This is a genomic window from Oceaniradius stylonematis, from assembly GCF_965223445.1.
In the GTDB taxonomy this organism is placed as follows: domain Bacteria; phylum Pseudomonadota; class Alphaproteobacteria; order Rhizobiales; family Rhizobiaceae; genus Roseitalea; species Roseitalea stylonematis.
In genome coordinates, this window is sequence record NZ_OZ244994.1 from 2017616 (window position 1) to 2044031 (window position 26416).

The following is a 26416-nucleotide window of genomic DNA, read 5'->3' on the forward strand; positions in this document are numbered from 1 at the left end:
CGCATGACGGTATGTGACGGACCGGTCACCGGTCAGGTCACACTGCTGCGCCGATATCTGGAGAAACGAAAATGGCTGTACCCAAGAGGAAGGTCACCCGCGCCAAGCGCGGCATGCGCCGTTCGACCGACGCGCTGAAGAACCCGGCCTATGTCGAGGACAAGGCATCGGGCGAATTGCGCCGACCGCACCATGTCGATCTGAAGACCGGCATGTATCGCGGCCGTCAGGTCCTCGCCCCCAAGGAAGACTAGGTCTTTCGCGTGGTCTGAAAAAACCCGCGCTGGCTTCGGCCGGCGCGGGTTTTTGTGTTGGCGGCTTGTAGAGCCGACTGAGACGCCTACTGGTCGATCAGGCTTGCCGCATAGGCAATGGCACGCTGGTAATTGCCGCTGTCGTTCCAAGCCGAAAGCACACGGAAATTGCGCGATCCCTCGGTGAAGGGCTGGCCGGCGCGCCAGCCATTGCGGCGCAGCATGTTGGCCGCGGTCGCCAGCGCGTCGGCGGAATTGTTGGGATCGGCGCGCCCGTCTCCGCTGCCATCGACCGCGAACCGGATCCAGTTGCCCGCCAGAAACTGCATGTGGCCCAGTTCACCGGACGGTCCGCCACGGCTGTTGCCCGAGATGACGCCGCGATCGACGAGCTTCAGCGCGGCGATCGCATCGTCCTCGAACCGCGGGTGGCGCCGGCAGTAGGATGCGAGCGTCACCGCGCCGCTGACGATCGGCGTGTCGCCCGTATAGCCGCCCCAGGATGTCTCATAACCCCAGATCGCAACGAGGATCGAGCCGGGCACGCCATACTGGCGTTCAAGCGCCTGAAACAGGCCGGCTTTCTGGCCCAGACGGCGCTTTGCCCCCGAAACGAACGAGTTGACGCTTGAAAAGCGGCTTCTGAGAAACTGTTCCGGGCTCCGATAGCGGGTTCCGGTCTGGGAGGAGGGGTTGGATTCGAAGCGCCATGTAATCCCCGAAATCCCGGATTGCTGCAGGGCCTGCATGCCGCGCTGGCCGACCCCGGCCGATGCGGCCTGCTGGGCGAGCGCCTGCTTGTAGGCCTCGAACTGGCCTTGGCTGGTGATGCATCGCGCCGCATGTGCCGGCGCCGTTGCGAGTACGCCAGCCAATACAAGCCCTACACCCAACCGGACCCATTTCGGTGTCATGTGAAACTCCCTTATCTGTAAAGGAATGCTCCGGACTGGCCGTCGCGGAGCTCCGCCCCGGCGCACATTGCCGGATTCGCTCAAGAAAGTCAGTCACAAACACTGCAAAAAAATGAAACCGCCTTCATCGGGTGCCGAATATGGCCGATCCGACGCGGACGCTGGTCGCGCCAAAGACGATTGCGGTCTCGAAATCGCCCGACATGCCCATCGACAAGCGCGCGACACCGCATTCGGCAGCCAGTTTCTTGAGAAGCGCAAAATGCGGCCCCGGATTTTCGTCCAACGGCGGAATGCACATCAACCCCTCGATCTCGAGACCAAGCTCGTCGCGGCATTTGGCAACGAAGACCGCTGCGTCGGGTGGCGCGATGCCTGCCTTTTGCGGCTCCTCGCCGGTGTTCACCTGCACATAAAGCCTCGGACTGCGGCCTTGTTTGACCATCTCTTTGGCCAGCGCCCTGGCGATCTTCTCGCGGTCGACGCTTTCGATCACGTCGAACAGGGCAACGGCCTCGGCGGCCTTGTTCGACTGCAGGGGACCGATCAGGTGAAGTTCGATGTCATCATAGGTTTCGCGCAGGCCCGGCCATTTGCCCGCCGCCTCCTGGACGCGGTTCTCGCCGAACACGCGATGACCCCGTTCAAGAACGGGTCGGATGGCATCGGCATCGAACGTCTTGCTGACGGCAACGAGCGTGACGGCTTCCGGGGTACGCCCTGCCGTCCGCGCGGCCGTGGCGACAGCTGCGACGACGGTGTCGAAGCGATCCGCCGAGGTCAGGTCCGATGTGTTCCGCTGGTGATCCGACACGTTTCCCGCCCCTGCCGCATGGTTGACGCTGTACTCATTTGCCGGCATGACACCGGCGCGCATCCGACAGCTTAAGTGCATGCCGATGCTCCGATTTCAAGCCGCATGGCCGCCCACCGGACAGCTCTGACCCGATGACGACACCTGAACGTTACAATCCGCGCGCATCCGAGCCCAAATGGCAAAAGGCCTGGGACGAGGCCAGGCTGTTCGAGACCGATAATGCCGATCCCCGGCCGAAATATTACGTCCTCGAGATGTTTCCCTATCCGTCCGGGCGCATTCATATCGGTCACACGCGCAACTATACGATGGGAGATGTCGTCGCCCGCCACAAGCGCGCCATGGGCTACAATGTGCTGCACCCGATGGGCTGGGACGCATTCGGCATGCCGGCGGAAAACGCGGCCATGCAGAACAAGGTTCATCCGCGCGACTGGACCTACCAGAACATCGGCACGATGCGTGCCCAACTCAAACTGATGGGCCTTTCGATCGACTGGTCGCGCGAATTTGCCACCTGCGATGTCGACTATTACCACCGCCAGCAGATGCTGTTCGTCGATTTCCTCGAAGCCGGCCTCGTCGGTCGCCGTGTCTCCAAGGTCAATTGGGACCCGGTCGACCAGACCGTTCTGGCCAACGAACAGGTGATCGACGGCAAGGGTTGGCGCTCGGGCGCCGAGGTCGAGCAGCGCGAACTGGCTCAATGGGTCTTCAAGATCACCGATTTCAGCCAGGATCTGCTCGATTCCATAGACGATCTCGACGGGTGGCCGGACAAGGTGCGCCTGATGCAGCGCAACTGGATCGGGCGCTCCGAGGGCCTTTCGATCCGCTGGGCGCTGACACCTGAAACGGCGCCCGAAGGCGAAACGGAACTCGAAGTCTATACGACCCGGCCCGATACTCTGTTCGGGTCGTCCTTCATGGCGATCGCAGCCGATCATCCGCTGGCCAGGAAGGCAGCCGAGACGAACGCCGCGCTCGCCGCCTTCTGCGAGGAATGCCGCCGCATGGGGACATCGGTCACCGCGCTGGAAACAGCCGAGAAGAAAGGGTTCGATACCGGCATCAAGGTCCGGCACCCGTTCGACGCCGACTGGGAACTGCCCGTCTACGTCGCCAACTTCGTCCTGATGGACTACGGCACCGGCGCGATCTTCGGCTGCCCCTCGGGCGACCAGCGCGACCTCGATTTCGCGCGCAAGTACGACCTGCCGGTCGTGCCCGTCGTGTTGCCGCCAGACGCCGACGCCGAGGACTTTGCGATCGGCGAGGAGGCCTGGACCGGCGACGGCACGATGATCAACTCGTCGTTCCTCGACGGCATGACGCCAGCCGACGCTTTCGCCGCCATTGCCGACCGTCTGGAAGCGATGGAGTTGGACGGTCGTCCGCAAGGCGACCGGCAAGTACAGTTCAAGCTGCGCGACTGGGGCATTTCGCGCCAGCGCTACTGGGGGTGTCCGATCCCGGTCGTCCACTGCGACGACTGCGGCCTGGTGCCGGTGCCGAAGGCGCAATTGCCCGTCACGCTTCCGGACGATATCACGTTCGAACGGCCGGGCAATCCGCTGGACCATCATCCGGCATGGAAACATGTTGACTGCCCGTCCTGCGGAAAGCCCGCGCGCCGCGAAACCGACACGATGGACACGTTTGTCGATTCGTCCTGGTACTTCGCGCGCTTCACCGCGCCGAACGAGGATGCCCCGACCGACCCCGACGCGGCCAATGCGTGGCTGCCCGTCGATCAGTATATTGGCGGCATCGAGCACGCCATTTTGCACCTTCTCTATTCTCGCTTCTTCGCCCGCGCGATGAGCCGCACTGGGCACATGGCGGTCGACGAACCGTTCAAGGGGCTTTTCACCCAAGGCATGGTCGTCCACGAGACCTACCGGTCCGAAGACGGAGGCTGGCTCGATCCCGGTCAGGTCCGGATCGAAGGGCATGATTCGAACCGCAAGGCCTTCGACGCCGACACCGGCAAGCCGGTGACCATCGGGCCGCTCGAAAAAATGTCCAAGTCCAAGAAGAACACGATCGGACCGGAGGACATCACCCAGAGCTTCGGCGCGGACACGGCACGCTGGTTCATGCTTTCGGATTCGCCGCCCGAGCGTGACGTGGAATGGACCGATTCGGGCGCCGAGGGCGCGCATCGCTTCATCCAGCGTGTCTGGCGCCTCGTCGCGGGCGCCGCGCCGACCATCGCGGCCGGTGACCCGTCCGCCGCGAACGGCGATTTCGCGGCTATGCGAAAGGCTGCGCACAAGGCGCTCGAGGGTGTGGGCGAGGATTTCGAACGGCTGGCCTTCAACAAGGCCATTGCCCGCATCCATGAACTGGTCAACGCAATCGCCCCTGTGATCGAAAGGGCGGGGAGCGGAAACGATCGGGCCGGCAAGGCGGCAGCCCATGAGGCCCTGTCCATCCTTATCCAGATCATGGCGCCGATCGCGCCGCACGTGGCCGAGGAATGCTGGGCCATTCTGGGGCATGCGGACATGGTGGCCAAGGAGCCCTGGCCGGCATTCGATCCGGCGCTGATCGCCGACGACACGATCGTCCTGCCGGTGCAGATCAACGGCAAGAAACGCGGCGAGATCGCGGTCGCGCGTGATGCGGAAAGGGACAGCGTCGAGGCATCGGCCCTGGAGCTTGACGCCGTGCAGCGCCATTTGAACGGCGCGGCGCCCAAAAAGGTGATTGTGGTGCCGGGCCGCATCGTCAATATAGTCGCATGATGAAGATCGCGCCTGATCAACGCCGGAGATGGAGCGTCACGCGCCGGACGGCGATGCTGGGCGCGCTGGCGATGCTGGGCGGCTGCACGGTGCAGCCGCTCTACCATGCCGGCTCGACAGACTTCATCGTGTCGACAGCGCCGCTCAGCCGGGTCAGCGTCGATGGTGTCGATGACCGGATCAGCCAGCAGGTCCGCAACGAACTTGTCTTCCTGCTCTACAATGGCGGCTCCGTGGACCCGTCGGCCGATCACCGCGCATCGCTGGCCGTTTCATCGTCCACCGTTGACATTTTCCGCGTGTCGGCGCCGGACGGCTCGACCAACATCACGGCCAGGCGCGTGACGCTGACGGGAACGCTGACGCTGACGCGGATCGAGGACGGCGTCACCATCGCCTCCGAAACCCGGTCGGCAACCGCCTCCTTCGACAATACGCGGCAGGAATTCGCCAATCTGCGTGCTTTGCGCGATGCCGAGAACCGCGCGGCCGCCGAACTCGCCGAACGGTTCCGGATCGTCGTGGCGACGGCGCTCGCCGCCCGCTGAGGCGCGCGTACCTTGGCCCAGCTCAAGAACCACGAGGCCGACCGCTTCATCGCCCGGCCCGATCGCGACTACACGATCTATCTGGTCTACGGGCCGGATCACGGTCTGGTGTCGGAACGCGCCTCGGCGCTGGCCAAAGGGAGCGGTGTGCCGCTGGACGATCCGTTCAGCACGATTCGCATCGACGCCGCGAGCCCTGGGGCGGACCCCGAACGGCTCGTCAATGAAGCCTACACGGTCGGCATGTTTGGCGGCCGCCGGCTGATCTGGCTCCGAGGCGCGGGAAACGATCGAGCACTGCTCGGCCAGATCGACATGCTGCTCGGCGAGCCGCCAGCGGACACGATGATCATTGTCGAGGCCGGCGATCTCAAGAAGGGCGGCCTGCGCGGGGCGGTCGAAAAGGCTGCGGCCGGCCTCGCCATTGCCTGCTACACCGACAACGACAGGGCACTTCAGGAGCTGATCGACCGCACATTTTCTGCGGCCGGACTACGGCTGGAACTCGATGCGCGTCATTTTCTGATCGATCATCTTGGCGGCGACCGGGCCGCCTCGCGCGCCGAACTGGACAAGATCGCGCTTTATGCGCTCGGCCAGCCAACGGTGACACTGTCTGACGTGCAGGCCATTTGCGGCGACGCGTCGGCACTGGGGTTTGACGACATTTCGATGGCCGTGCTGACGGGCGATCTCAAGGCGCTCGACCGCGCGGTGGTGAAATTCGAAAGCGGAGGCGGTGCGCCATCGGCGCTGCTCGCGATCCTGACACGGCAGTTCCAGGCGCTGGACCGGATCCGTGCCGACATGGACATGCAGGGGAAAAATCCCGCCGCGGCGGTGGCCCACGCCAGGCCGCCGGTCTTCTTCGCGCGCCGCCAGGCAATGGAGCAGGCGGTCGCGATATGGAGCGCGCCCGCCATTCGCGCCGGGCTTGGCCGTTTGCGTGAAGCAGTCCTTCAGGCCCGCCAGTCGCGACACCTCGAAACCGACGTCCTGCGTATGACGTTGCTGGCGCTCACAGTCCAGAGCGCTCGCCGGCGTTAGGGTTCAGATCGTTTCGATCGCGAATCAAAATGGGAATCTATTGGCGTTGCAGAAGACGGCATAGATCGTCGAGTTGCTCAAGCGACTGGTAGGCAATGCGCACTTCGCCACCCTTTGCCTTCGGCTGGATTTCGACGCGGTAGCCTGACGCATCGGACAAGGTCTTCTCGAGCGCGACAAGATCGGTATCTTTTGCCGGCTTTCCAATGGATCGATCGTCGTCGCCAACCGGCTTTTGGGCCAATGTCTCTGCCTGGCGCACGGACAATCCCTCTGCAACGATCTTGCGCGCGATAGCGGCCGGATCATCGGCCGTTACCAGCGTCCGCGCATGGCCGGCCGACAAATCGCCTGCCGAAACCATCGCCTGGACCGAATCGGGGAGTTTCAACAGGCGCAGCGTATTGGCCACATGGCTGCGGCTTTTGCCGATAACGTCACCAAGGTCCGACTGCCCGTAGCCATGGTCGTCCATCAGCTGCCGATAGCCAAGCGCCTCCTCGATCGGATTGAGATCGGAGCGCTGGACGTTTTCGACGATCGCGAGCTCCAGCGCCGAACGGTCGTCGACTTCGCGGACGATCACCGGCACCTCGGTGAGCCCAGCACGTTGCGCCGCGCGCCATCGCCGCTCGCCGGCGATGATCTCATGCGAGGCACCACCGCCCGTTCCCGCCACGGGGCGCACGACGATCGGCTGGATGACACCGTGATCGCGCATCGATCGGGCAAGATCGTCCAGCTCATCGTCGCTGAAGGTGCGCCTGGGATTGTTGGGATTGCGGGCGATCATCTCGATCGGAACGCTGCGGTCGCTGGCAACGGGTGCCGCCGCGGCCTGCACCGGCTGGTCCATCTCGCCGATCAGTGCCGCCAGTCCGCGGCCCAGCCGCCTGTCCGATCTGTCATCTGCCATCATGATGTCCGTATCGTTCCGGGTTCGAATCCGTTCAGGCGGCCCGCGCGCCGCGCTCGCGTTGAATGACTTCCGACGCCAGGTTGAGATAGGCTTGGCTTCCTGCACATTGCAGATCGTAGAGGATGGCCGGCTTGCCGTGCGACGGGGCCTCGGACAGCCGGACATTGCGGGGGATTACCGTGGTGTAGACGGTATCGCCCATATAGCTGCGCACATCGTCCACCACTTGGTTGGCCAGATTGTTGCGGCCGTCATACATGGTCAGCACGATCCCCTGGATGGTCAGGCCCGGATTGACCGAGCCGCGAATCTGATCGACGGTCTTCAGAAGCTGGCTGAGCCCTTCCAGCGCGAAGAACTCGCACTGCAGCGGCACCAGCACGGAATGCGCGGCCGCCATCGCGTTAAGCGTCAGAAGGTTCAGCGAGGGCGGGCAATCGATGATGACATAGGAAAAGCGCCGCACATCCGGCTGACCAAGGGCCGTGCGCAACCGGAAGACGCGGTCGGACGCCGAAGCGATTTCCATCTCGATGCCCAGCAGATCCATGGTCGACGGAACGATCGACAGCCCGGGAACGGCGGTTGCGATGGCTGCGTCGGTGACCGACGCTTCGCCCAGCAGGATCTCGTAGGCTGACACGGTTCTGTCGTCCCGATCGATGCCGAGCCCCGTGCTGGCATTGCCCTGCGGATCGACATCGACCACCAGCACCCGCTCGCCGATTGCGGCAAGCGCCGTTGCCAGATTGATCGCGGTGGTCGTCTTGCCGACGCCGCCTTTCTGGTTGGCAATGGTGATGACCTTGGGTGAACTGGTCATGCCGGTCCCCGGTTCAGTGTGAATTGGGCGCCCGCCGGACCTGGCTGATGTCCAAAATGACCGAGTCCGGGGCAGCAACACTGTCATGTACTACCAGATCGAATCGCCAATGTGCACGGCTTTCCTCCACTTCATCGGCATATCCACGGCCTTTGTGAAACAGGCAGGACGCGCCGGCCGCCAGCCAGGGTTCGGCGAGGGAGAACAGGTCTGCCAGCGGTGCCAGGGCACGCGCCGTAATGACCTCCGGTGCCGGCAGGCGCATCACCGCATCCTCGATGCGGGCGGGATGCACACGGGCGCACGGTGCACAGGCAGCGCGCACCGTCTGCAGGAACGCCGCCTTCTTTCGGTTGCTCTCGATCAGGTCGACACGCGCGCCTTCGGTCTCCGAAAGCAGAATGGCAATCACAATTCCGGGAAAACCGCCGCCCGAGCCAAGATCGGACCAATGGCGGGCGTCTGGTTTCAGTCGCAGCAGCTGCGCACTGTCGGCCACGTGCCGCATCCAGAAATCGCCGCCGGTCGACGCCGCGACGAGATTGATCCGTTTCGACCAAGCATCGAACAGATCGGCAAACTGCGCCATGCGCATCAGCGTTTCACGTGAAACATCGACGCCATCATGGCCTGAAGAAAGCGCAGCGCGCATCGCATCGGGATCGCTCATGCCGCATCGATGTCGGTTCGAAACTCTTGTTTCCGGACATGGGCAATGAGCAGTGCGGCCGCCGCGGGCGTCATGCCGTCGATCCTTTGTGCCTCGGCAATCGACGAGGGGCGGCGTTCGGCAAGCTTCTGCTTCAGCTCGTTGGAGAGCCCGGCAATGCCGTCAAATGACAGATCGCAGGGCAGCAACAGCGCCTCGTCACGACGCACTGCAGCGATGTCTGCGGCCTGGCGCTTCATATAGACGGCATATTGCGCCTCGATTTCCAGCCGCTCGGCGATCGACCGATCGATATCGCAGAGTTCCGGCCAGATGGACGTGAGCCGATCAAAGGTGATGTCGGGATAAGCCATCAGATCATAGGCGGACCGCCGAACGCCGTCGTGATTGATTTCGAGGCCGAATCGGTTGGCTTCCTGCGGCGTCAATGTCACCGAACGGCTCAAATCGCGGGCAGCATCCAGTGCCGTCCTCACGGCGTTGAAGTGCTCGCGCCGTTCTGCGGACGCCAGTCCCGATTCGATCGCCAACGGCGTGAGCCGCATGTCCGCATTGTCGATCCGCAGTGACAGCCGGTATTCGGCGCGTGACGTGAACATGCGATAGGGTTCCGACACGCCGCGCGACGTCAGATCGTCCAGCATCACTCCGATATAGCTCTCGGTTCGGCTGAACAGGACCGGCGCCTGTCCGGCCGCAAAACGTGCCGCATTCAGGCCCGCCACAAGCCCTTGCGCCGCCGCTTCCTCGTAGCCGGTTGTGCCGTTGATCTGGCCGGCGAGATAAAAGCCCGACACGCTGCGCAACGCCAGGCTGGCATCCAACGCGCGCGGATCGACATGATCATACTCGATCGCATAACCCGGTTGCAGGATCTTTGCGTGCTCGAGCCCCGGTATCGTCTTCAGGGCAGCCGCTTGCACGTCTTCCGGCAGCGATGTCGAAATGCCGTTCGGGTAGACGGTATGATCGTTCAACCCTTCCGGTTCGAGAAAGATCTGGTGCCCGTCGCGATCGCCGAACTTGACGATCTTGTCTTCGATGGAAGGGCAATAGCGCGGCCCGGTCCCTTCGATCTTGCCCGAGTACATCGCCGAACGACCGATATTGGCGCGAACAACGGCGTGCGTGTCGGCCGTCGTCCGCGTGATGCCGCATTCGATCTGACGATTGACGATGCGCTCCGTCAGCATCGAGAACGGCACCGGATCGTCGTCTGCGCTCTGCATGGACAGCTGCGACCACGCTATGGTGCGACCGTCAAGCCGCGGCGGCGTGCCCGTCTTCAGACGGCCGATCGGCACGTTCATCGCCTGCAGCTGGCCGGACAGTGCATTGCTCGGTGCCTCGCCCATGCGGCCAGCAGCGATGGTCCGGTCGCCGATATGGATGACACCGCGCAGAAAGGTGCCCGTCGTCAGAACCACCGCGCCGGCCGTCAATTCCCGGCCGTCGGCGAGCACCACTCCCTCGACACGGTCGGGCGCCGGCATGCGCAGAGCGGCCACCTCTCCCTCGACTATGTCGAGATTGGCGATGGCGCCGACTTCGTTCTGCATGGCGGCGCGATACAGAGCCCGGTCGGCCTGCGTCCTCGGACCGCGCACGGCCGGCCCCTTCCGGCGGTTCAACAGGCGGAACTGGATGCCGGCGGCATCCGCGACCCGGCCCATCAATCCGTCCAGCGCGTCGATCTCCCGAACCAGATGCCCTTTGCCCAAACCGCCAATGGCGGGATTGCACGACATGACACCGATCGTATCAAAACGGTGGGTCACAAGAGCCGTCGACGCCCCGACCGCAGCACTCGCACGCGCCGCCTCGACGCCAGCATGGCCGCCGCCAACGATGATGACATCATAGGCTGTGACCATCATCGGCCAGCCTCCAAAAAAGTACAGGTAAAGGGTCTTCTCAGCCGCACATGGCGTGATTGACGGCCGAGGTCAAGCCACCCGCTGTTTCACGTGAAACAACGGCGGCATATCGCATCCAGGCCAGCGCTGTTTCACGTGAATCACTTGCCGATGCAGAACTGCGAGAAAATCGTTCCCAGCATGTCCTCAACATCGATGCGGCCCGTTATCCGCCCGAGCTGCTCTCCGGCGAGACGCAAATGCTCCGCCCTCAGCTCCAACGGCAATTGTTCCGACAGCGAATCGATCAGGTGGGCCTTGCAGGCAGCCAGATGTTGCATGTGTCGGGCACGTCCCGGCGCGAGATCCGAGCCTCCGGCGCGATCCCGTGCAAAATCGGTCAGCGCGGCAACCAAGGCCCCGAGCCCCTCACCTGTCACGGCGCTCAGCGCATAATCGGCTGCTTGGACCGGCCTCGCGCCGTCCACGGTCAAATCGGCCTTGGTGCGCACGGTCCAGACCGCCAGGCCATCAGGCAGTTGGGGCATCTCGAACAAACCCGTCTCCGATACGTGCAACACAAGGTCGGCCTCCGCAGCGCGCTGAATCGCACGGCGAATGCCTTCTCCTTCCACCGTGCCCGCTTCATCGCGCAATCCGGCGGTATCGGCCAGCACCACCAGATGGCCGCCAAGGTCCAGACGAGCCTCCACAACATCGCGCGTCGTGCCCGGTTCCGGGGAAACAATCGCGCGGTCGCTGCCGGCCATCGCATTGAGAAGCGTGGATTTGCCCGCATTCGGAACGCCGACGATGGCGACCTGAAGTCCGGACCGCATGATGCGGCCGCGCCGTTCACCGTCCATGTGGCGGGACAATGCGTCGCTCATCGTCCGCATGTCCGCCCAAACCCGATCGGACACCGAACCGGGCACATCGTCCTCATCGGAAAAATCGATCTCCGCCTCGATCATCGACCGCGCATGGAGCAAGCGGGCTCGCCAATCCTCGTAAAGGGACGATTGCGCCCCACCGGCCAGTTCGACCGCAAAACGACGCTGTGCTTCCGTCTCCGCCGAAATCAGATCGCCAAGCGCCTCGGCTTCCACCAAATCGAGCTTGCCGTTGGAAAACGCCCGGCGGGCAAATTCACCCGCTTCTGCAAGACGAACCCCGGGCATTTCCGTGGCCAGGTCCAAAACACGATCGACCACTGCGCGGCTGCCGTGCAGGTGAAATTCGACGCAATCCTCTCCGGTAAAGCTCGCCGGGCCTGGCAACCACAGCACATACCCGCGATCGATCTCCAATGCCTCATCGTCGCGAAAGACACGCAACGCCGCCGTTCGCGGCGCGGGAAGGGCGCCGCAAAAGCGCTCCGCAAGCGCTCCCGACGCGGTGCCGGATGCCCGAACAATGGCAATGCCCGACGGCAAGGCTCCGCTGGACAACGCGATGATCGTATCCGTCATGCAGGCTCCATGCGGCGCCAGACATCAATGTTCATTCGATTCGTTTCACATCAGAATCGAATCGGTCTCCGCGATCTGCACCAACGACGTTTCGAGACCGAATCGATCAGGCGTTCATGGAATCGAAGAATTCGCCATTGTTCTTGGTCTGGCGCAGCTTGTCGATCAGGAACTCGATGGCATCCGTCGTTCCCATCGGCGACAGAATGCGCCGAAGCACGAAGATCTTCTGAAGGTCCGAACGCGGCACCAGAAGGTCTTCCTTGCGGGTACCCGATTTGAGGATATCCATGGAGGGGAAGATGCGTTTGTCGGCAACCTTCCGGTCGAGCACGATTTCCGAATTGCCCGTTCCCTTGAATTCTTCGAAGATCACCTCGTCCATGCGGCTGCCCGTATCGATCAGAGCGGTGGCGATAATCGTCAGCGAACCGCCTTCCTCGATATTGCGCGCCGCACCGAAGAAGCGCTTGGGCCGCTGCAGCGCGTTGGCATCGACACCGCCGGTCAGCACCTTGCCGCTCGAAGGCACGACCGTGTTGTAGGCCCGGCCCAGCCGTGTGATCGAATCGAGCAGGATGACGACATCGCGGCCATGTTCGACCAGACGCTTGGCCTTTTCGATCACCATCTCGGCAACCTGAACATGGCGGGTCGCCGGTTCATCGAACGTCGACGACACGACCTCGCCCTTCACCGAACGCTGCATGTCCGTGACTTCCTCGGGCCGTTCGTCGATCAGCAGCACGATCAGATAGCATTCGGGGTGATTGGCGGTGATCGAATGGGCGATGTTCTGCAAAAGCACCGTTTTACCCGTGCGAGGCGGCGCGACAATCAGACCGCGCTGGCCCTTGCCGAGCGGCGCGACGAGATCGATCACGCGCGCCGACAAATCCTTCGTCTCGGCGTTTTCGACCTCCATATTGATGCGGCTGTCGGGATAAAGCGGCGTCAGATTGTCGAAATGGCTCTTGTGACGGATCTTCTCGGGGTCTTCGAAATTGATCGTGTTGACCTTGAGCAAAGCAAAATAGCGTTCCCCGTCCTTGGGCGCACGGATCGTGCCCTGGACCGTATCGCCGGTCTTCAGCGAAAAACGCCGGATCTGCGATGGCGAGATATAGATGTCGTCAGGTCCAGGCAGATAATTCGCACTGGCCGACCGCAAAAAGCCGAACCCGTCCTGAAGCACCTCGACCACGCCCTCGCCGATGATCTCGATATCATCGGCGGCCAGACGCTTGAGAATGGCAAACATCAGCTCCTGCTTGCGCAGGACACTGGCATTTTCGACCTCAAGGCTTTCGGCGAACTCCACAAGTTCGGGCGCAGACTTCTGCTGCAAATCGTGTAGCTTCATTTGTTCCATGGTTGAACCAATGCGGACGTAAAGGGAAAAGCCCGGCGCGGAGGGAAGGAAGAAGGGCACCGAGAACTGGCCGCCACATACGCCGTCATCATGGCGATTTCAAGCCGCACGGGCAAGACAATTCGCCGTGCCACCCGACAAGCGCGGCGTTCCTAGAACGGTTTGACGATTACCAGGATCACCGCCGCGATCATCGCGATCGTCGGCACTTCGTTGACGATCCGCCAATGACGCGCCGGCTTGTCGTTGCGTCCTTCGGCGAACAGACGGGCCGATTTCGCCAGATAGCCATGCGCCCAACTCATGATCAGCACGGCGACGAGTTTACCGATAAACCAGATTTCCAGGAAAAATGCGCCGGTCCATGCCAGCCAGAGACCGACGGCCCAGGAAACGATCATCGCGGGAAGCATGATCACCTTCAGGAGCCGCCGCTCCATGACGACGAATGTGTCGGCCTGGACCGAACCCGGTTCTGCATCGCAATGATAAACGAACAGCCGCGGCAGGTACAGCATGCCCGCCATCCACGAAATCACCGCGACGACATGGATGGCTTTTGCCCAGTCATAGCGCGCCGGCGGCGACAAAACGAATATGAAAGCCGCCAGGCCAAGAAAAACCGCCAGCGCCATCAACGCACGCATGGCCGCCTTGCGCCCCTTGGTCTCCGATATCTCCCCGCCCGGCCCCTTCATGGCCGCTAGGCCTTGCCGCGTACGCAGTCGACCAGATAGGCCATATCGTCCGGATCGGCCTGCGGCGTGATCCCGTGTCCGAGATTGAAGACGAACGGCCCGCCCGCCAGCGCGTCGAGAATGCGATCGACCCCTTCCTTGATCGCCGCCCTGCCCGCCACGACCCGCAAAGGGTCCAGATTGCCCTGAACCGGCCCTTCTTTCTGCAACTGGGCCGCGACATCGAGTGGAACCGTCCAGTCGAGCGCGATCATGTCCGCACCCGTCTTTTCGCGGTAGTCGCGATATTGCCAGCCGGCGCCTTTCGGAAAGGCGATCACCGGCGTTCCGGGCCGTTCGCGCTTCACCGTTTCAATGATCTTGCGAACCGGCGCCACCGAACACCGCTCGAATGCCACACGATCGAGAACACCCGCCCAACTGTCGAAAATCTTGACGGCGTCGGCCCCCGCATCGATCTGCGCGATCAGATAACGCGCCGACGCCTCGGCGAGTATGTCGAGCAACTTCTCCAGCCGCGCCGGCTCGCGATAGAGCATCAGACGCGATGGGGCCTGGTCGGGTGTTCCGTGCCCGGCGATCATGTAGGTCGCCACCGTCCAGGGGGCGCCACAAAAACCCAAAAGCGCCGTTTCATCCGGCAACGCCACGCGCAATCGCCGCACCGTTTCGAAAACAGGCGCCAGATGATCAAGAACACGGCTTGAATCGAGCTTCTCGATTTCGTCGCCTTCAAGCGGACGCATTCGGGGTCCCTCGCCCTGCACGAAGGACACATCACGGTCGAGTGCGTCGGGGATCACCAGAATATCCGAAAAAAGAATCGCCGCATCAAAGCCGTAACGGCGGATTGGCTGCAACGTCGCTTCAACGGCCAGATCGGGCGTGTAGCAGAAATCGAGGAAGTTCTTCGCCCTCGCGCGTGTCTCGCGATATTCGGGCAGATAACGCCCCGCCTGCCGCATCACCCAGATCGGCGGTGGCGTAACCGTCGCGCCCTGCATGACTTCCAGTATCGTCCGCTGGCCCATGCAACGCACTCCTTTCACAGCCCTTTTAAGAATGAGATGTCTAACGAAGGTTTTTTGATTTTTCTATGAGTCTGTGAGTTGCGGGTATGAATCTTTTGTCCGCGGTTTTCCACCTCTCATACACAGCGTTCCTGCGTCGGACGGCTGGATAGTGAAAACCAGAATCGACGAGGACAAACCTAAAAATGATTATTTATCAGATATTTAATCGTTACCAACGGGATCATTTCATGTGAATGGCCAGTGGACGGCGTTTTGTTTCTCCGTTCACTACCGGCGTGCAGGAGCAAAAGTCCGGTCCATCCATGTTGACCGATCACGCGCATTTGCCCGCGCCTGTGAACCAAGCGGCAGACAATCGCGTTTGCCCACCGGAATTGTCCCCAACCCACGGCAGGCGTCCGTCCGGGGCTTTGCGCTTGTCCGGCGCCCTCCGGCAGGTTAGGCCACCCACTGACGCCCAGCCTTCAGAGCCGACCATGACCTTCGTTCTTGCATCGTCCAGCCCCTTCCGAGCCGAACTTCTGACCAAGGCCGGCCTCATCTTTTCGACCGATGCGGCCGATATTGAGGAGCGGGCGGTGGAAGCGCCGCTCGTTGAAAGCGGTCTCGATGCCGCCGACGTGGCGGCCGTGCTTGCCGAGGCCAAGGCGCTCGATGTCAGCGCACGCCATCCCGGCGCGCTGGTCCTGGGGGCGGACCAGACGATGGCGCTCGACGGCGAACTGCTGCATAAGCCGGCCAACATGGAAGAAGCGCGGTTCCGTCTTCTGGCCATGTCCGGCAAGGCGCACGCGCTGCACAGCGCACTGGCGCTTGTCCGCGACGGAGAGACGCTATGGCGTCATGTATCGACGGCACACATGCATGTGCGGACCCTGTCACCGGCATTCATAGGCCGATATCTCGCCGAAGTCGGCGAGGCGGCGTTGCAGAGCGTCGGCGCCTATCAGATCGAAGGCGCGGGCATCAGGCTTTTTGACCGGGTCGAGGGCGATTACTTCACCATCATCGGCATGCCCATGCTGCCGCTTCTGGCCGAACTGCGGCGCCTGGACATGATCGATGGCTGATCCGGCGCGCGCCTTCGTCGCCGGGCACCCGATCGGCCATTCGCGATCGCCTTTGATCCATCGCTTCTGGCTCGACCGGCTTGGCCTGGCCGGATCGTACGAACCGCTCGATATCGCCCCTGACGATTTCCCGTTCTTCCTGGCCGGTCTGTCGGCGTCCAATTGGGCCGGCGGCAATGTCACCATTCCGCACAAGCAGACCGCGTTTGCCGCTATCGACAAGCGTGATGCGGCGGCCGAAGCGATCGGGGCCGTCAATACCATCTGGAAAGAGCGCGGCGAGCTCGCCGCCGGCAACAGCGATGCCTATGGCTTTGCGGCCAATCTCGACGATTGGACACCGCAATGGCGCGCCGGCCAACGTGCATTGGTGATCGGCGCGGGCGGCGCAAGCCGCGCAATCCTCCATGCGCTGCTCCAAGCCGGCTATCGCCATATCGATCTGGCCAACCGCACCCGCGACCGGGCCGCTGAACTCGCCGACTTGTTTGGCGAGTCCATTCATGCCGCCCCGCTCGCCGCAATCGACGAACGGGCGGCCGATGCCGATCTGGTGGTCAACACGACGTCGCTGGGCATGTCCGGCGAACCGCCTTTGATGCTTGATCTCGACAAGGTCGGTGACCAGGCGATCGTGACCGACATCGTCTATGCGCCGCTGGTCACGCCCATGCTTGCCGCCGCGCGCGACCGCGGCCTGACCGTTGCCGACGGTCTAGGCATGCTGCTGCATCAGGCAGTCCCGGGATTCGAACGGTGGTTCGGCGTCCGGCCACTGGTGACACCGGACCTGCGCGCCCATATCGTCGCCGACCTTGAGGCGCACTGTGCGGGGGACAACGCGTCATGATCCGTCTGGGGCTGACCGGTTCGATCGGTATGGGCAAGTCGACGACCGCCGCCATGTTCACCGAGGCAGGAATTCCCGTGCACGATTCCGACGCCGCCGTTCACGAGCTTTACCGCGGCGATGCTGCGCCGCTCATCGAGACGGCTTTTCCCGGCACGGTGATGGACGGCATTGTCGATCGCAAACAGCTGGGCGAGCGGGTTCTGGGCGACGCTGAGGCGCTGGGACGGCTCGAGGCGATCGTCCATCCGCTGGTCGCTGCGCACGAAGCCGCGTTCGTCGACCGTGCGCGTGCCGATGGAGCTGGCCTGGTGGTCCTCGACATCCCGCTTCTGTTCGAGGTGGGCGCACAGGATCGGGTCGACAAGGTGCTTGTGGTTACTGCGCCGGCCGATGTGCAGCGCGAGCGCGTCCTCGCCCGGCCCGGCATGACCGAAGATCGTTTCGCGGCGATCCTCGCCCGCCAGGTTCCGGATCGTGAAAAGCGTGCCAAGGCCGATTTCATCATCGACACGTCGTTGGGCATGGACTGCGCGCGCGCCAAGGTGCGTGATCTGATCACCGTGCTGCAGCCGCCGCCCCGAAACCTTGCCGAAGCGGCCGGCTGAACCGGCCGATTGCCTTTGGATGGTTCCGCGCACGTCTTGCCCGAGGCAGGGCGCACCGCCATCCTGTTATGGCGATTTGCAGACTGGGCGAACAATGCGTGAAATTATCTTCGACACCGAAACGACCGGCCTCGACAACAAGGCTGACCGCATCATCGAGATTGGCGCCGTCGAACTCGACAACCGGTTCATCACCGGACGATCGTTTCACGTCTTCATCAATCCGGACGGGCGTGAGGTGCATCCCGAGGCGCTGGCTGTACACGGCATTTCCAACGAGATGCTGATCGACAAGCCGCGCTTTGCCGAAATCGTCGACGATTGGTTCGCCTTTGTCGGCGATGCCAGGCTGATCGCTCACAATGCCGGCTTCGATGCCGGCTTCTTCAATGAGGAGTTCGCCCGGATCGGCTTTCCGGCGCTCGATCCGGCCCGGATCGTCGATTCGCTCGCCCTTGCCCGCCGGCGCCATCCGATGGGCCCGAACTCGCTCGATGCCCTGTGCAAGCGCTACGGGATCGACAATTCGCGGCGCGAGAAGCACGGCGCGCTCCTCGACAGCGAGCTTCTGGCCGAAGTCTATATCGAGCTGGTCGGCGGCAAGCAGGCGGCGCTCGGCTTGTCGGTGGTCGCCGACACTGCCGCCGACAAAGCCACGGGATCCGAAGGTCCGGACAAGGTTGCGGTGGTCGGTACGCGCGCCGACCCCTTGCCGCCGCGCCTGACGGCGGCCGAAGCCGCCGCGCATGAAGAGATGATCGGACTGCTGGGCGAGGCCCCGCTCTGGCGCCGCCCCGCCTGAAACGGCACGGCCGGGCCCTTTTCTCGGTCAGTTCGTCGTTTCGACCTTCTGGCGCGCCTGTTCTTCGGCCATGCGCTGCTGGAACATCCGCGCAAAATCGACCGGATCGATCATCAGCGGCGGGAAACCGCCATTGCGTGTGCATTCGGCCACGATCTGCCGCGCGAACGGGAACAGCATGCGCGGGCATTCGATGAAGACCACCGGCAGCGTGTGCTCCTTGGGAAAGCCGTCGACGCGGAACACGCCGCCATAGATCAGTTCGACATTGAACAGGACCTTGTCGTCATCCTTGGCCGTCGCGTTCAGCGTCAGCACCACGTCATAGTCGGTTTCCGACATCGGATTGGCGTTGACGTTGATGTTGATGTTGATCGCCGGCGCCTTGTCGCGCTGGCGCAGCGTCATCGGCGCGCCGGGGCTCTCGAACGACAGATCCTTGACGTACTGCGTCAGGATGCTGAGCTGCGGCGATTTGCCGTTGCCCGTCGTTGCTCCTGCGGCTGCTGCCGTTTCGCCATCGTTCGTCTTGTCGGTTTCATCCGCCATCTTGGGTGCCTTCTTGGAATTGCTGGAGTGGCGCAAATGCGCCGGATCGGGAGATTTCGCGGTCGCCTAGCATGGTGCCCCCTGTGTGACAAGCGGGCCATAGTAACCGGCCTTTCTGTCAGCTACGAGCGTGGCGGGCCGTCGCCCCAAGGTGTGTCGGGGTCGGGTTCGCGCGCAAAATCGTCCTCGTCGAGATCGATCGTGCGGCCGTCCCGCGGGGTCGTTTCCGACGCGCCATCGTGAAATTTGGCACCGTCCGGCCCGACGACGCGAACGCGGCTTCGGACAAAGCCCCAGACCGCATCGCGCACCGGCGGCACGAACAGCAGAAAGCCTGCCGCGTCGGTCACAAAACCGGGTGTCAGCAGCAGAATTCCCGCAACCAGCAGCATCACGCCATGCACCAGCTCGCGCGCTGGCACCCGCCCGGCATTCATTTCGGCCTGGATACGGTTGAGCAGGCCGAACCCCTGCACGCGCAGCAGGATCGAGCCGATGACCGCCGTGACGACCACCAGCGCCAGCGTCGGGAAGACACCGATCTGTCCGCCGATCACCACGAAAGCGGCAATTTCGAGCAGCGGGATGACCAGCAGGGCGAAGGGGATCAGCGAAAATGGCATGGTGGCGGTCCGGACAGGTTGAACACGGTGTTTGAACCCATGTAAGCGTGACCGGTCCCGGTTTGAATGATGGCGGTGCACGTTCTATATCAGCTATGCGCGCCGCGTGCGACAACCAGACCGAAAACGGAAACCCAATGGACTCGTCGAATTTTGTCACCCTGATCTTTGTCGTCGCGGCTGTCTTCGTCTTCATACAGCTTCGCAATGTCCTAGGGCGCCGCACCGGCCAGGAGCGCCCGCCCTTCGATCCCTATTCCCGTCAGGGTGAGGACGTGGCGCGCGATGACGCCGGCGAAGCGGACAATGTGATCACTTTGCCGGGGCGTGGCGAGAACCCCGAACCCTATGCCGATATCGACAAGATGGCCAAACCGGGTACCGAGGTTAACAAGGGTCTGCGTGCCATCCGCGATGCGGCGCCCGAATTCCACCCCGGCGAGTTCCTGGCCGGCGCCAAGATGGCCTACGAGATGATCGTCATGGCGTTCGCCGATGGGGACCGCAAGACGCTGCGCAACCTGTTGTCGGCCGATGTCTATGACGGATTTGCCGCAGCGCTCGACGAACGCGAGGCGCGGGGCGAAACGGTGCAGACCAACTTTGTCGGCATCGACACCATCGATATTGTCGGCGCCCAGATGCGCGATTCAGAAGCCCACATCACCGTGTCCGTCGTCAGTCAGCTCGTCTCGGCGACGCGCGGCAAGGATGGCGAGATCATCGAAGGCGATCCCGAGGCGGTCGCCGAGGTCAAGGATGTGTGGACCTTCATGCGCGATGTGCGCAGCGAGGCGCCCGACTGGAAACTCGAAGCGACCGAAGCCGACGAGTAAGCTGCGGTACTGGCGGCCACCATGTGGTCCCTGAACCGCATCGCATTCGCCGACATGGCTGGCTGGGCGCAGGACGATCATGCCGCCGCGCTGGCAACACTGGCGCGCCACTGCCAAAAACCGGTGGGCGAAACCTATCGAACCGGACGGCTCGGCATTCCGCCCGAACCTCTGATGACACTGGCCGCAGAGGCGGCGGAGCTCGGCGCCCGAGACGACCCGCGCGGATTCTTCGAGAACAGGTTTGCCCCGGTGCGCCTTGATAACGGAACCGGCGAGCAGGGCCTTGTAACCGGCTTCTACGAACCCGAGCTTTCGGCCTCCCATCGTCGAACACCATCCTTTGCCGTGCCCTTTCTCCGGCGCCCGCCCGATCTGGTGCCCGTCGATGACAGCAATCGTCCGCCAGACTTCGACCCGCAAATGCGCTTTGGCCGCCGTGGCGATGATGGGGTTCTGACGGAATTTCATGACCGGGCGGCGATCGAAGCCGGTGCGTTGGATGGACAGGGCCTCGAGATCGCTTTTGTCGCGGACCCGGTCGATGCCTTCTTCGTCCACATCCAGGGCGCAGCGCGCCTGACATTTTCGGACGGCAGCACCACGCGCATCACCTATGACGGCAAGACCGGTCACCCATTCACGGCCATCGGCAAGCTTCTGGTCGATCGTGGCGAGATACCGGCCGCCTCCGTCTCCATGCAGTCGATCCGGGCCTGGCTTGCCGCTCATCCCGATCAGGCATCGGGTCTGATGGCCGAAAACCGGTCCTACATCTTCTTTCGCGAAACGCCGGCAGGCGAGCCCGGCGACGGACCGGTTGCGGCTGCAAAGGTTCCGCTCACCGCCGGCCGCTCGCTCGCCGTCGATCGGCTTCTGCATACGTTCGGCACGCCGGTCTTCGTCGATGCCGACAGTGTCGGGGACATGCCATTCCGGCGGCTGATGATCGCCCAGGAAACCGGTTCCGCGATCGTTGGCGCCGCGCGCGGCGACATCTTCTTCGGAACCGGCTCGGCCGCGGGCGAGGCGGCCGGTGGCGTCAAGTCGCCATGCACCTTCACGATTCTTGTCCCCCGTGACATGGTGGACCGGTTGCCGGAGGAATGGGCGCCGTGACCGAGCACCGCAAGTCCCGAAAACCGACCCATCCGCTCAGCCTTGAAGACCGCATCCTGTGGAACAAGGTCGCGCGGACGGTCAATCCGCTCGATCGCGTGCGTCACCGTCAGGCGCAGCAGGATGTCTGGGACGATTGGGTGGCCGGTGCGTTCGGCGAGGATGCACCGACGCAATCGACGCCTGCCAGGCGGGGCGCCGCAGGCGAACCGAATCGGTCGGCAGCGCCGCCGGCACCTGTTCGCCAGGCGCAACGGGCAGCGCGGGCGCCCGGACCTGTTCCCATCGAACAGCCGGTCTACCGAAAACTCTCGCGTGGCCGGACACCGATCGACGCCAGCATCGATCTCCACAACATGAACCAGAACGAAGCGATGAGCCAGCTGCACCGCTTTCTGACGCAGGCGCGGGCGCGCGATTGCCGTCACGTCCTGGTCATCACCGGCAAAGGACGCTCACCGCACAGCGACGGCGTTCTGCGCCGGATGGTGCCGTTCTGGCTGTCGCGCGAACCGTTCGCCGGCCTGGTCAGCGGCATTCGGTCCGCCGCACGCGGCCATGGCGGCGACGGCGCATTCTATGTCCGTCTGCGCAAGACCGCCGAACCGCACGGGCACCGGCACCGATGACCCCGTTCGGCGAACGGCTGCGGCAATTGCGCGCTGAGCGCGGCATGACGCAGAGGCAGATGGCGCAGGCGATCGGCGTCTCGCCCGCCTATCTGTCGGCGCTCGAGCATGGCAAACGCGGCGTGCCGCGCTGGATCCTGGTTCAGGAGATCATTGCCTGCCTGAACATCATCTGGGACGACGCCGACGAGTTGCAGCGGCTGGCGCTTCAGTCGGCGCCGCGCGTGACGATCGATACGACAGAGCTGTCTCCGCGCGCGACCGAACTGGCCAATCTTTTGGCATCGGGCATCGACGTGCTGTCGGACGACGCGATCGAAGATCTGCGTCTGAGACTCGATGCGGCGATCCGGCAATCGGAACGGTGAAGCCAAGGCCCCGCCTTCCCCGAGAGGGGAGGCACGCGAAACCAAGCTCGCGATGGTCGAGCGGGTAGGGACAACGATGTGGCGCCACGGTGAGCCGTTGCCCCCCATCCGGCGCTGCCCCGTTTGAAACGCGGCAGCCGCCGACCTTCGCTCAAGGGCTGGGTTGGATAAGAAGCGTTCTACAGAATGAAGCGCGACAGGTCCGTGTTGCGGGCCAGTTCGCCGACATTGGTCTTCACATAATCGGCGTCGATCACCATCGTCGTGCCCGCCTTGTCGGGCGCTTCGAACGAGATCTCGTCGAGCACCCGTTCCATCACCGTCTGCAGCCGCCGCGCGCCGATATTCTCGACGGAGGCGTTGAGATCGACGGCGATGTCGGCCAGTGCATCGATCGCGTCGTCGGTGAATTCGAGCGTCACCTCCTCGGTCGCCATCAGCGCGATATACTGCTTGATCAGGCTGGCCTCGGTCTCGGTCAGGATGCGGCGGAAATCGTCCCGCTCCAATGCGCGCAGTTCGACGCGGATCGGCAGCCGGCCCTGAAGTTCGGGCAGAAGGTCCGACGGTTTGGAGACGTGGAAGGCGCCCGAGGCGATGAACAGCACATGGTCGGTCTTCACCGGCCCGTATTTGGTCGCCACGGTCGTGCCCTCGACCAGCGGCAGCAGGTCGCGCTGCACGCCTTCGCGGCTGACGCCGCCCGACATGCGACCGTCGCCGGCGGCGATCTTGTCGATCTCGTCCAGAAAGACGATGCCGTCATTTTCGACCGACCGCAGCGCCTCGGACACGACCTGGTCCTCGTCCAGAAGCTTGTCGGATTCGTCGGCCACCAGCAGATCGTGGCTCTCGCGCACGCTCGTCTTGATCTGTTTGGTACGCTGGCCGAACGCCTTGCCCATGATCTCGCCGAGATTGATCATGCTGACATTGCCGCCGGGCATGCCGGGAATGTCGAAGCCGGGCATCCCGCCCTGGCCGTGGTCGGCCACCTCGATCTCGATTTCCTTGTCGTCCAACTGGCCTTCGCGCAGCTTCTTGCGAAACGAATCCCGGGTTGCCGGGCTGGCATTCTTGCCGACCAGTGCCTCGAGCACACGCTCCTCGGCATTGATGCGCGCCTTGGCCTTGACCGCTTCGCGCTTTTTTTCCCGGACAAGCCCGATACCCACCTCGACCAGGTCGCGGACGATCTGCTCGACATCGCGGCCGACATAGCCGACCTCGGTAAACTTGGTCGCTTCCACCTTGATGAAGGGGGCGCCCGCAAGCCGCGCCAGGCGACGCGAGATCTCCGTCTTGCCAACGCCGGTCGGCCCGATCATCAAAATGTTCTTGGGCATCACCTCGTCGCGCAGATCGTCGGCAAGCTGCTGGCGGCGCCAGCGATTGCGCAGCGCGATGGCAACGGCGCGCTTGGCGTCCTTCTGGCCGATAATATGGCGGTCGAGTTCCGAGACGGTCTCCCGGGGCGAGAAATTGGTCATGTGGTATGCACTCTGATGGGGGGAAGTTTGTCGAGCAGCGATGTGGGGAGGGTCGGGCGTATGATCAAGCCGCGGATACGCTGCCAGCCCGCGCCGAACGCCATGATCAGTGCGCCGACGACCAGCAGGATCAGCGCGAACGGCGGAATTCCCGTTTGGTTGGCTGCCGAGTTGACCAGATAATAGATGCCGAGCGACCCGAAATAGGCCAGCGTCGGGATGAGCAGCGAACGCCGGTCGATGGCAAGCGCCACATAGACGAAGACGGTGATCAGAACGGCGAGCATCACCATGGCGCTCGTGCCGGGCTCGATCTCGCCGAACACCACATCCTGGCCCGTCGACATGATGAACAGCGGATGGACCAGCAGCGGCGCCGAGATCACGTGCAGCCAGAAGGCGCAGTCCGACCAGACCGTTACCCGCTCGCGGTCGCGCAGGTCGAACATCACGCCGACGGCGAAGATCGCAAGGCCCGAGATCAGCGGCATGTAGAGCGCGTTGCGCAACAGGTCCGGCAGATCGTCGAGCGCCGGCAGATAAAGCCGGCCTTCGGTCACGCCGTCATAAAGGAACAGCGTGACATAGAAGAAGGACAGCGCCGTCAGGCAGAGCGCGATCGCGCCGGCCATGACCGGCACGCGGAAACGCCAGAAATAGAGCACCGCCGCGGTCGCAACACCACCCAGCAGAACCGTGCCTGCAATGCCCAGCTGCGGGCGCATGGCGGCAAGCTGCAGCGGGTTTTCCGGCATCGCGATGCCATAGCCCGTGACCACCCAGTCGGTGAGGATCGCCTGCACGGCAAACAGGAAGCCCAACCCGATCACGGTGGAAGCCAGGCGCATGCGGCGCTGTCGTGTGACGAACTCGGCGACGGCCCACAGGAAAACGGCCATGATGCCGAACATGACCGTCGTCCGATCACCCAGAAACGTGATCAGCGCGGCAAAGAGCCCGGCGCTCAGCATGACGACGCCGATCGTCACGAACACATCGTTGCCGCCACCGATCAGGCGCATCTGTTCGTCAAAGCCGGCCGCTGGCGTGTCTTTGGCTTCTTCGGATGCGACAGAGCCCGTATCAGCGAACCTGATGAGACCGTCGCGCTGTTCGGCCCCAATGAGGCCGCGGCGTACCGCGTCGTCGAGTTGCTCGCGCGTGATCATGTCATGCCGCCTCTTCGCCGGACATCGCCGCATTCGGGTCAAAACGCATGAGATGGACGCTGTCGAACCGGCCCTTCAGGGCGTCGATCGTGCGAAATCCGGCCTTGTGGTACGCCCGCACGGCGCGCGCATTGGCGGGATCGGGATCGATGATGATCTCCCGAAACCCCTCGTCCCATAGTGTCCTGACGAAGGCTGCCAGGGCCGCCGAACCAAGACCCTTGCCGAGCCCCGCCGCATCGCCGATCGACAGGTCAACACCGATGCTACCGGCCGGCAACTCGGCAATCCAGGGCTCGTCGGTCAGCCAGGGTTCGCGCCGATGATCGTCGATGAACCAATACTGGATATAGCCCATCGGCACATCGCCGACGAGAAACAGGTACGGACGGGTCGTGTCGCGACCCTCGATCATGTCGCGGACATAGCCCAGTTCGGTCTCCGCATCGCCCCACCATTCCTGCCAATGGGGCTGGACCATCCACGACCGCAGCATGGGCAAGTCGCCGTCGGTCACCGGCCGGAAGGTGATCTCGTCGGCGTCAGCCTTCATCAAGCGTTTCCATGACCAGATTGTCATTGGTGTAGACGCAGATCTCGGCGGCGATGGCCATCGCCTTGCGGGCGATCGTTTCCGCGTCATGATCGCCGTCGGCCAGCGCGCGGGCGGCTGCAAGCGCATAATTGCCGCCCGATCCGATCGCCATGACGCCATGCTCGGGTTCCAGCACGTCGCCATTGCCCGTCACGCACAGCGACACATCCTTGTCGGCGACCAGCATAAGCGCTTCCAGATTGCGCAGATATTTGTCCGTGCGCCAGTCCTTGGCCAGTTCCACGCAGGCGCGCATCAACTGTCCGGGATACTGCTCGAGCTTCTTTTCGAGCCGTTCCAGAAGGGTGAAGGCGTCCGCCGTCGCGCCGGCAAATCCGGCAATCACCTGTCCGTCCTTGCCGATCCTGCGCACCTTGCGGGCATTGCCCTTCATCACGGTCGCCTGGCCCATCGTCACCTGGCCGTCGCCGGCAATGACGACCTTGCCGCCCTTGCGCACGGTCACGATGGTCGTCGCGTGCATGGAAGGCAGTCCGTTTCGTTCGCTCATCTCTTCGTCCTTCTTGAACCGTT

At 63.3% G+C, this 26416-nt stretch carries 28 protein-coding genes; 12 read left to right on the forward strand and 16 right to left on the reverse strand.

The features are described from left to right. The first annotated feature begins 71 nt into the window (after positions 1-71). The gene (gene rpmF / locus ACOQOU_RS09960; protein WP_109768345.1) at positions 72-254 is read left to right on the forward strand and encodes a 50S ribosomal protein L32; all 183 of its coding nucleotides are present in this window, start codon (positions 72-74) and stop codon (positions 252-254) included. Between the two features lie 86 nt (positions 255-340). Here the strand turns inward: rpmF and ACOQOU_RS09965 are convergent, their stop codons facing one another. Both ACOQOU_RS09965 and ACOQOU_RS09970 read right to left on the reverse strand, forming a co-directional pair. Beyond that, positions 341-1168: a lytic murein transglycosylase gene (locus ACOQOU_RS09965; RefSeq protein WP_306026010.1), complete on the reverse strand. Its 828-nt coding sequence runs from the start codon at positions 1166-1168 to the stop codon at positions 341-343. A gap of 124 nt (positions 1169-1292) precedes the next feature. Then, complete coding sequence (locus ACOQOU_RS09970; RefSeq protein ID WP_196780322.1) at positions 1293-1952, reverse strand: YggS family pyridoxal phosphate-dependent enzyme; 660 nt, start codon at positions 1950-1952, stop codon at positions 1293-1295. Between the two features lie 164 nt (positions 1953-2116). Here ACOQOU_RS09970 and leuS point away from each other — a divergent pair, with 164 nt between their 5' ends. The 3 genes from leuS to holA are packed head-to-tail and all read left to right on the forward strand — an operon-like array spanning position 2117 to position 6330. Beyond that, positions 2117-4735, forward strand: a complete 2619-nt coding sequence (leuS, locus tag ACOQOU_RS09975) for a leucine--tRNA ligase (RefSeq protein ID WP_306026009.1) — start codon at positions 2117-2119, stop codon at positions 4733-4735. Next, positions 4732-5283 carry an LPS assembly lipoprotein LptE gene (gene lptE / locus ACOQOU_RS09980; RefSeq protein ID WP_109768348.1) on the forward strand — a complete coding sequence of 184 codons (552 nt, stop codon included), beginning with the start codon at positions 4732-4734 and terminating at the stop codon, positions 5281-5283. Before leuS ends, lptE begins: the two co-directional genes overlap by 4 nt. Positions 5284-5295: 12 nt before the next feature. Next, complete coding sequence (holA, locus tag ACOQOU_RS09985; protein ID WP_306026008.1) at positions 5296-6330, forward strand: DNA polymerase III subunit delta; 1035 nt, start codon at positions 5296-5298, stop codon at positions 6328-6330. Positions 6331-6367: 37 nt separating this feature from the next. Here holA and ACOQOU_RS09990 read toward each other — a convergent pair whose 3' ends face one another. From ACOQOU_RS09990 to hemE, 8 genes are all read right to left on the reverse strand, one after another. Further along, on the reverse strand, positions 6368-7246 hold the full coding sequence (locus ACOQOU_RS09990; protein ID WP_306026007.1) for a ParB/RepB/Spo0J family partition protein: 879 nt from the start codon (positions 7244-7246) through the stop codon (positions 6368-6370). A 34-nt stretch (positions 7247-7280) separates the two neighbouring features. Beyond that, a complete protein-coding gene (locus ACOQOU_RS09995; protein WP_306026006.1) occupies positions 7281-8072 on the reverse strand; it encodes a ParA family protein in 792 nt (263 codons plus the stop codon). Positions 8073-8085: 13 nt separating this feature from the next. Continuing rightward, positions 8086-8742 carry a 16S rRNA (guanine(527)-N(7))-methyltransferase RsmG gene (gene rsmG, locus ACOQOU_RS10000; protein ID WP_306026005.1) on the reverse strand — a complete coding sequence of 219 codons (657 nt, stop codon included), beginning with the start codon at positions 8740-8742 and terminating at the stop codon, positions 8086-8088. After that, positions 8739-10619, reverse strand: coding sequence for a tRNA uridine-5-carboxymethylaminomethyl(34) synthesis enzyme MnmG (mnmG, locus tag ACOQOU_RS10005; protein ID WP_306026004.1), 1881 nt, complete (start codon positions 10617-10619; stop codon positions 8739-8741). Before mnmG ends, rsmG begins: the two co-directional genes overlap by 4 nt. Positions 10620-10759: 140 nt before the next feature. After that, positions 10760-12070, reverse strand: a complete 1311-nt coding sequence (mnmE, locus tag ACOQOU_RS10010; protein ID WP_306026003.1) for a tRNA uridine-5-carboxymethylaminomethyl(34) synthesis GTPase MnmE — start codon at positions 12068-12070, stop codon at positions 10760-10762. Between the two features lie 106 nt (positions 12071-12176). Beyond that, positions 12177-13442: a transcription termination factor Rho gene (gene rho, locus ACOQOU_RS10015; protein ID WP_109768394.1), complete on the reverse strand. Its 1266-nt coding sequence runs from the start codon at positions 13440-13442 to the stop codon at positions 12177-12179. Between the two features lie 152 nt (positions 13443-13594). Beyond that, complete coding sequence (hemJ, locus tag ACOQOU_RS10020; protein WP_306026002.1) at positions 13595-14140, reverse strand: protoporphyrinogen oxidase HemJ; 546 nt, start codon at positions 14138-14140, stop codon at positions 13595-13597. A gap of 5 nt (positions 14141-14145) precedes the next feature. Continuing rightward, complete coding sequence (gene hemE / locus ACOQOU_RS10025; RefSeq protein WP_306026001.1) at positions 14146-15171, reverse strand: uroporphyrinogen decarboxylase; 1026 nt, start codon at positions 15169-15171, stop codon at positions 14146-14148. A 479-nt stretch (positions 15172-15650) separates the two neighbouring features. Between hemE and ACOQOU_RS10030 the strand changes: the two genes are divergently transcribed. The 4 genes from ACOQOU_RS10030 (at position 15651) to dnaQ (ending at position 18504) form a co-directional block, all read left to right on the forward strand. After that, on the forward strand, positions 15651-16244 hold the full coding sequence (locus tag ACOQOU_RS10030; RefSeq protein ID WP_109768356.1) for a Maf-like protein: 594 nt from the start codon (positions 15651-15653) through the stop codon (positions 16242-16244). Beyond that, entirely contained in the window at positions 16237-17094 is an 858-nt protein-coding gene (locus ACOQOU_RS10035; protein WP_306026000.1) for a shikimate dehydrogenase, read from the forward strand. Before ACOQOU_RS10030 ends, ACOQOU_RS10035 begins: the two co-directional genes overlap by 8 nt. Beyond that, the gene (coaE, locus tag ACOQOU_RS10040) at positions 17091-17702 is read left to right on the forward strand and encodes a dephospho-CoA kinase (protein WP_306025999.1); all 612 of its coding nucleotides are present in this window, start codon (positions 17091-17093) and stop codon (positions 17700-17702) included. Before ACOQOU_RS10035 ends, coaE begins: the two co-directional genes overlap by 4 nt. Positions 17703-17796: 94 nt before the next feature. After that, positions 17797-18504 (forward strand): DNA polymerase III subunit epsilon, encoded by a 708-nt coding sequence (gene dnaQ / locus ACOQOU_RS10045; protein ID WP_109768359.1) that lies wholly within the window; start codon positions 17797-17799, stop codon positions 18502-18504. Between the two features lie 27 nt (positions 18505-18531). On the opposite strand, the gene secB is transcribed toward dnaQ, so the two are convergent. After that, positions 18532-19053, reverse strand: a complete 522-nt coding sequence (gene secB, locus ACOQOU_RS10050; RefSeq protein WP_109768360.1) for a protein-export chaperone SecB — start codon at positions 19051-19053, stop codon at positions 18532-18534. A 122-nt stretch (positions 19054-19175) separates the two neighbouring features. Continuing rightward, on the reverse strand, positions 19176-19676 hold the full coding sequence (locus ACOQOU_RS10055) for an FxsA family protein (protein ID WP_306025998.1): 501 nt from the start codon (positions 19674-19676) through the stop codon (positions 19176-19178). A gap of 137 nt (positions 19677-19813) precedes the next feature. Between ACOQOU_RS10055 and ACOQOU_RS10060 the strand changes: the two genes are divergently transcribed. Genes ACOQOU_RS10060 through ACOQOU_RS10075 form a run of 4 tightly spaced genes read left to right on the forward strand, consistent with a single transcriptional unit; the run spans position 19814 to position 22628 of the window. Then, entirely contained in the window at positions 19814-20512 is a 699-nt protein-coding gene (locus ACOQOU_RS10060) for a Tim44/TimA family putative adaptor protein (RefSeq protein ID WP_109768395.1), read from the forward strand. Between the two features lie 21 nt (positions 20513-20533). Then, entirely contained in the window at positions 20534-21631 is a 1098-nt protein-coding gene (locus tag ACOQOU_RS10065) for a murein transglycosylase A (protein WP_306025997.1), read from the forward strand. Beyond that, a complete protein-coding gene (locus tag ACOQOU_RS10070; protein WP_306025996.1) occupies positions 21628-22260 on the forward strand; it encodes a Smr/MutS family protein in 633 nt (210 codons plus the stop codon). The genes ACOQOU_RS10065 and ACOQOU_RS10070 overlap by 4 nt, the downstream gene beginning before the upstream one ends. Further along, positions 22257-22628 carry a helix-turn-helix transcriptional regulator gene (locus tag ACOQOU_RS10075; RefSeq protein ID WP_306025995.1) on the forward strand — a complete coding sequence of 124 codons (372 nt, stop codon included), beginning with the start codon at positions 22257-22259 and terminating at the stop codon, positions 22626-22628. The genes ACOQOU_RS10070 and ACOQOU_RS10075 overlap by 4 nt, the downstream gene beginning before the upstream one ends. Before the next feature lie 179 nt (positions 22629-22807). Here ACOQOU_RS10075 and hslU read toward each other — a convergent pair whose 3' ends face one another. Genes hslU through hslV form a run of 4 tightly spaced genes read right to left on the reverse strand, consistent with a single transcriptional unit; the run spans position 22808 to position 26393 of the window. Next, entirely contained in the window at positions 22808-24118 is a 1311-nt protein-coding gene (gene hslU, locus ACOQOU_RS10080; RefSeq protein ID WP_109768365.1) for an ATP-dependent protease ATPase subunit HslU, read from the reverse strand. Beyond that, positions 24115-25287 (reverse strand): hypothetical protein, encoded by a 1173-nt coding sequence (locus ACOQOU_RS10085; RefSeq protein WP_306025994.1) that lies wholly within the window; start codon positions 25285-25287, stop codon positions 24115-24117. Before ACOQOU_RS10085 ends, hslU begins: the two co-directional genes overlap by 4 nt. Position 25288: 1 nt before the next feature. Further along, the gene (locus tag ACOQOU_RS10090; protein WP_306025993.1) at positions 25289-25840 is read right to left on the reverse strand and encodes a GNAT family N-acetyltransferase; all 552 of its coding nucleotides are present in this window, start codon (positions 25838-25840) and stop codon (positions 25289-25291) included. Next, a complete protein-coding gene (hslV, locus tag ACOQOU_RS10095; RefSeq protein ID WP_306025992.1) occupies positions 25830-26393 on the reverse strand; it encodes an ATP-dependent protease subunit HslV in 564 nt (187 codons plus the stop codon). The genes ACOQOU_RS10090 and hslV overlap by 11 nt, the downstream gene beginning before the upstream one ends. Between the last annotated feature and the right edge of the window lie 23 nt (positions 26394-26416).